This window comes from Pseudogemmobacter sp. TB195 (assembly GCF_058313095.1).
Genome location: NZ_JBZEGG010000068.1, coordinates 1 through 3630, shown reverse-complemented (window position 1 = coordinate 3630; position 3630 = coordinate 1). Strand labels below are relative to the sequence as shown.

The window sequence follows — 3630 nt, the reverse complement described above, 5'->3', positions numbered from 1 at the left end:
CCAGCCATAATCTGGTCCTCCTGAAAACGGGATAAGCATATCCCTGTGGGTGGACCACTTCAGTGGGGGCATTCCACTGCGGCAGAACAAGACCGGTGTTCCGCTCAAGCTTCCTTGCACACCGCTCCTCAAAGCAGAGCTGGACAGTGCGAAAGCGGCGCTCGGCGCCGAACCTCCCCTGCGCGGACCACTCTGACATCTGTGAGGGGTGAGCGTCTGACCCATAATGGCCTGTTGCAGATCATGCGGAAGGAGCGCGCCCGCCTCCGCATGACGAAAGCCTTCGACCAGCATGGGCTGTGTTCTCCAGGGGTGATGGAATTGGCATGGGCCGGCTGTGGCGATGACGAGATCGCCAGCTTTAGCGGTCACACCACGTAGGCCATGATCATCAAATATGCGGGCCAGACAGGCAGCGAGCAAGCGGCAATGAACAGAACGGGACCGGAGCAGGAAACTGATAACATGAGTGATAACCGCTTGACGCCCTCCGGCAAAAAACCTAATGAAACCGCATCACAGGGGTATAGCTCAGCTGGTAGAGCGACGGTCTCCAAAACCGTAGGTCGCGGGTTCGAACCCTGCTGCCCCTGCCAATCGAACCAAAGACTTAGTGGTTCATCCTCCCGACAATCACTGACCAGTTGGGAATTTAGTTGGGAACATGTTCTCGAGAATCCCCACCCCACGCAAAAGCCCCCCGGCTTCCCAAAGTGCTGCAATCCGCATGCCAGCGGTGATCGATCCGATAAGAGCCGGAGACAGACTGTGCGCGCAGCCATTGCATCATGAGAACACATAGTGAACACTGGTGATCCCATCCCCCGAGTCGCTCATGTTCCGCGCCGTCACTCTTCTGCCTGACACCATCCATCTGATCTGTGACCAGTGCGGCCGATCAGGCCGATACAGCCGCGCGCGCTATGTCGCGCTGGCCGGCACCGAGGATGCGCCGCCTGCGCTGCTGGAGTTTGCCCGGGCCGCCGGTTGCGAGGTTGCGCTCAGGCAGCACGAATGGGAATGGAGCGACCGCTGCCAGATTGTATATGATCTGCCTGCACAAACGCGGGATCAGACCTGACACCCCGCATCGATCAGCGCGATCAGCCGGGCGCCACTCACCACCGCCCGGTCGTCCGGTGAGACCGCCAGCGCCGCCGCATGATCAGCCCGCGCCGCCCGCGATCCGTCGCAGAGCGCATCACCGCTGGTTGGCGTCACGCTCGCGCAGCCAGCGGCGAGCAGCGTCAGGGTCATTGCCGAGATCAGACGCATCATCCATTCCTTTCCGGGTGTTCGCATAGGCCTCTGCGGCCTCCAGCGCGGTCTGTTGTTTTGCGCTCGCCCGGCCCCGCAGCCAGACCGCCAGTAGGGCCAGTAGCACGGCGACGGGCTTCCAGAGCCAGCGGAGGATCAGCGCGCCCATCCGAACCTCACGGCCAGTGCATAGACGCCTTCGGTCAGCGCACCGAGGCCGAGGCCGATCAGCAACGCGATCTCCGGCTCCATGAATGCCGCATCCGGCGGGGCGATGGCGCCATAGGTCACGAGCGCCGAAGCGGTATAGCGGGCGAGGATGCGGGAAAGCGGGGCGATCATTTCGACCTCCTGAGCAGGGTTGTGATGAATTTGAGGAAGGCGGCGAGCCACCCGCGCGTGGCGAAAGGGTCGGCAGCTGTGCCGGCAGGATCGCCACTGGCCACCAGCACTGCCTCAAAGCCCTTCGCATAGCCCGCAATTTGCTGCGCCCGGTCAGTGCCGTTCACGATGCGCCGGGCCCCGACATAGTCCCCGGGCAGGTAATCCCGCAGCGCCTTGCCGGTGAACCAGCCGTCCAGCATGCCCTCGACAAGGATCTGCGCCGAAATCGCCGGATCAAGTGCGAGGTCGTAATCCGCCGCCAACCGGCCGCCCAGACCGAGCTCACGATCTGCGCGCTGGTAGTTCTCGCGCCAGGTGAGCTGGACATAGCCCCGGCCATAGGGCGCCTTGCCGGTCTGATCGACCACGCCGTATTTCTTACCCTTGCCCCGGCCATATTCTCGGATCGGCTGCATGGTGTGGGCAGTCTCGTGATAAGCGGTCGCAAGGATATAGGCGCGGAAACTACGCGGCAGGGTCGAGGTGGCGGCGAGGATGCCGTTCAGGCCGTCAACTTGCGCCTGTTTCAGGCTGCCGCCGAACAGCGGACGGATCGCGGCAAAGAATGCCTCGGTCATGTCGATCTCCATGATGGATGTGAAAAAGCCCCGCTGGCTGGCGGGGCGTGTGAGATGCGAGAAAGCCACATCAGTGCTGACAATGCTTGTCAGGCGGCAAGAATTACCCCAAAGGTCGGTATAATTTGATGGAGAACTTTATGCGAAAATCCGTTCTCGGCATTGGCCTTGTCGCCGGGGCAATCCTTGCCTTTGAAATTGCCGCGCGCTCGTTCGGGCTTGTAGATTTTCCGGTGTATCTCGCGAACAACCGATACGGCTATATCCCTGCTCCCAGTCAATCAGGCAGCTTCATGCGCAAGAACGACTAGGTACTCAATAGTATGAGCATGGGCGTGGCGCATGAATTCGTAGACAGCCCCAACGATATCCTACTCATTGGCGACAGCATTGTCTGGGGTGGAAACTCTTATCGGCAAGACGACAAACTGCCTGCACAAGTTCAGCTTTGGCTCGACGACAGTGGTCTGGATGCGATGGTCTGGCCAATCAGCGCCGGAAGCTGGGCTGTGGTGAACCAGGTAAATTGGCTTGAAGATCACCCGGAAATCACTAGCGCCACCGAATCGATGGTTTTCGTTCTGAACAGCGCTGAGTTCGATAAGCCCTCGTCGTGGTCGAACCCTATGACACACCCTCGGGAGAGGCCGCTGTCTGCACTCGCATACCTTGCAACGAAATATATCTTGAAGCCCAGTTATCCGACCGCCCCACCCGAGCTGACCGTTCCAGATCGAGCGACCGGCCCGGCTTTGGCCGAAGCAATTGAGGCCTGCCAATGCCGGGTTCAGATATGGCTTCACCCAACGAGGGAAGAGTTGGAGCGGGAAGCCGAATCCACTGAACTTGAAAGCGAGTTCGCCAAAATATCCTCATTCATCCCGGCCAGTGTCGAAATCTATCGCGTTCGCGATGTGCCCGGCTGGAATGCCAATCTCTACCGGGACAGCATCCACCCAACCCCTGAAGGCATGGCAGTAATGGGGCGTGCAATGGCGCAAGCATTGGCAGACTCAATCACGTAATTTGCGAACACGCTGCATATAACCCTACCTCCAGATCTCAAAAGAGCGCGAGATGCCGGGGCATAGGCTGAAGCTTCTCCAACTCCAAGTCACCCCTTTCGGCTAGTCCACCGCTCCACCATCGCCCCGGCACCACGTGGGCCGAGGCGTGAGCCTCACAGTGTTGCGATCAGCCCTGCCACGAGCAGCGCAAAGACCACTCGCACGATCAGCGCGTTGACCGGGCAGAGAACGACTGGGCGAGGAACACGGATTGTCACGGGGCAGCCTCCCTGCACGGATACGCTGTATAATCACCTCGAATATGGTGGCGCCAAGGGAGCCGGTCAGATAGGCCACAGAACCGCCCGCCGCACCGCTGCCTGCGCCAAGTGCGTCGGACGGCA

The 3630-nt window shown here is 60.4% G+C and carries 6 protein-coding genes and 1 tRNA gene; 4 read left to right on the top strand and 3 right to left on the bottom strand.

Annotation, left to right across the window (positions count from 1 at the left end; translation table 11 throughout):
* Positions 1 to 520 precede the first annotated feature (520 nt).
* Both AC4FS3_RS28490 and AC4FS3_RS28485 read left to right on the top strand, forming a co-directional pair.
* Positions 521 to 596, top strand: a tRNA-Trp gene (locus AC4FS3_RS28490).
* Between the two features lie 239 nt (positions 597 to 835).
* Positions 836 to 1081: a hypothetical protein gene (locus tag AC4FS3_RS28485; protein WP_491023336.1), complete on the top strand. Its 246-nt coding sequence runs from the start codon at positions 836 to 838 to the stop codon at positions 1079 to 1081.
* Here the strand turns inward: AC4FS3_RS28485 and AC4FS3_RS28480 are convergent.
* The 3 genes from AC4FS3_RS28480 to AC4FS3_RS28470 form a co-directional block, all read right to left on the bottom strand.
* Positions 1072 to 1278 carry a hypothetical protein gene (locus tag AC4FS3_RS28480; protein ID WP_491023335.1) on the bottom strand — a complete coding sequence of 69 codons (207 nt, stop codon included), beginning with the start codon at positions 1276 to 1278 and terminating at the stop codon, positions 1072 to 1074. The two genes, AC4FS3_RS28485 and AC4FS3_RS28480, sit on opposite strands and share 10 nt — an antisense overlap.
* Before the next feature lie 135 nt (positions 1279 to 1413).
* Positions 1414 to 1599, bottom strand: a complete 186-nt coding sequence (locus AC4FS3_RS28475) for a hypothetical protein (RefSeq protein ID WP_491023334.1) — start codon at positions 1597 to 1599, stop codon at positions 1414 to 1416.
* The gene (locus AC4FS3_RS28470; RefSeq protein ID WP_491023333.1) at positions 1596 to 2219 is read right to left on the bottom strand and encodes a hypothetical protein; all 624 of its coding nucleotides are present in this window, start codon (positions 2217 to 2219) and stop codon (positions 1596 to 1598) included. Before AC4FS3_RS28470 ends, AC4FS3_RS28475 begins: the two co-directional genes overlap by 4 nt.
* Positions 2220 to 2359: 140 nt before the next feature.
* On the opposite strand from AC4FS3_RS28470, the gene AC4FS3_RS28465 reads away from it, so the two are divergent.
* Together AC4FS3_RS28465 and AC4FS3_RS28460 are read left to right on the top strand one after the other, a co-directional pair.
* Positions 2360 to 2530: a hypothetical protein gene (locus AC4FS3_RS28465; RefSeq protein ID WP_491023332.1), complete on the top strand. Its 171-nt coding sequence runs from the start codon at positions 2360 to 2362 to the stop codon at positions 2528 to 2530.
* A 24-nt stretch (positions 2531 to 2554) separates the two neighbouring features.
* Positions 2555 to 3244 carry a hypothetical protein gene (locus AC4FS3_RS28460; RefSeq protein WP_491023331.1) on the top strand — a complete coding sequence of 230 codons (690 nt, stop codon included), beginning with the start codon at positions 2555 to 2557 and terminating at the stop codon, positions 3242 to 3244.
* Positions 3245 to 3630: the final 386 nt, after the last annotated feature.

Excerpts from the sequence above, each read along its gene's own strand:
- AC4FS3_RS28470 (WP_491023333.1), bottom strand. The coding sequence starts at position 2,219 with ATGACCGAGGCATTCTTTGCCGCGATCCGTCCGCTGTTCGGCGGCAGC.
- AC4FS3_RS28465 (WP_491023332.1), top strand. The coding sequence starts at position 2,360 with ATGCGAAAATCCGTTCTCGGCATTGGCCTTGTCGCCGGGGCAATCCTT.
- AC4FS3_RS28475 (WP_491023334.1), bottom strand. The coding sequence starts at position 1,599 with ATGATCGCCCCGCTTTCCCGCATCCTCGCCCGCTATACCGCTTCGGCG.
- AC4FS3_RS28485 (WP_491023336.1), top strand. The coding sequence starts at position 836 with ATGTTCCGCGCCGTCACTCTTCTGCCTGACACCATCCATCTGATCTGT.
- AC4FS3_RS28480 (WP_491023335.1), bottom strand. The coding sequence starts at position 1,278 with ATGATGCGTCTGATCTCGGCAATGACCCTGACGCTGCTCGCCGCTGGC.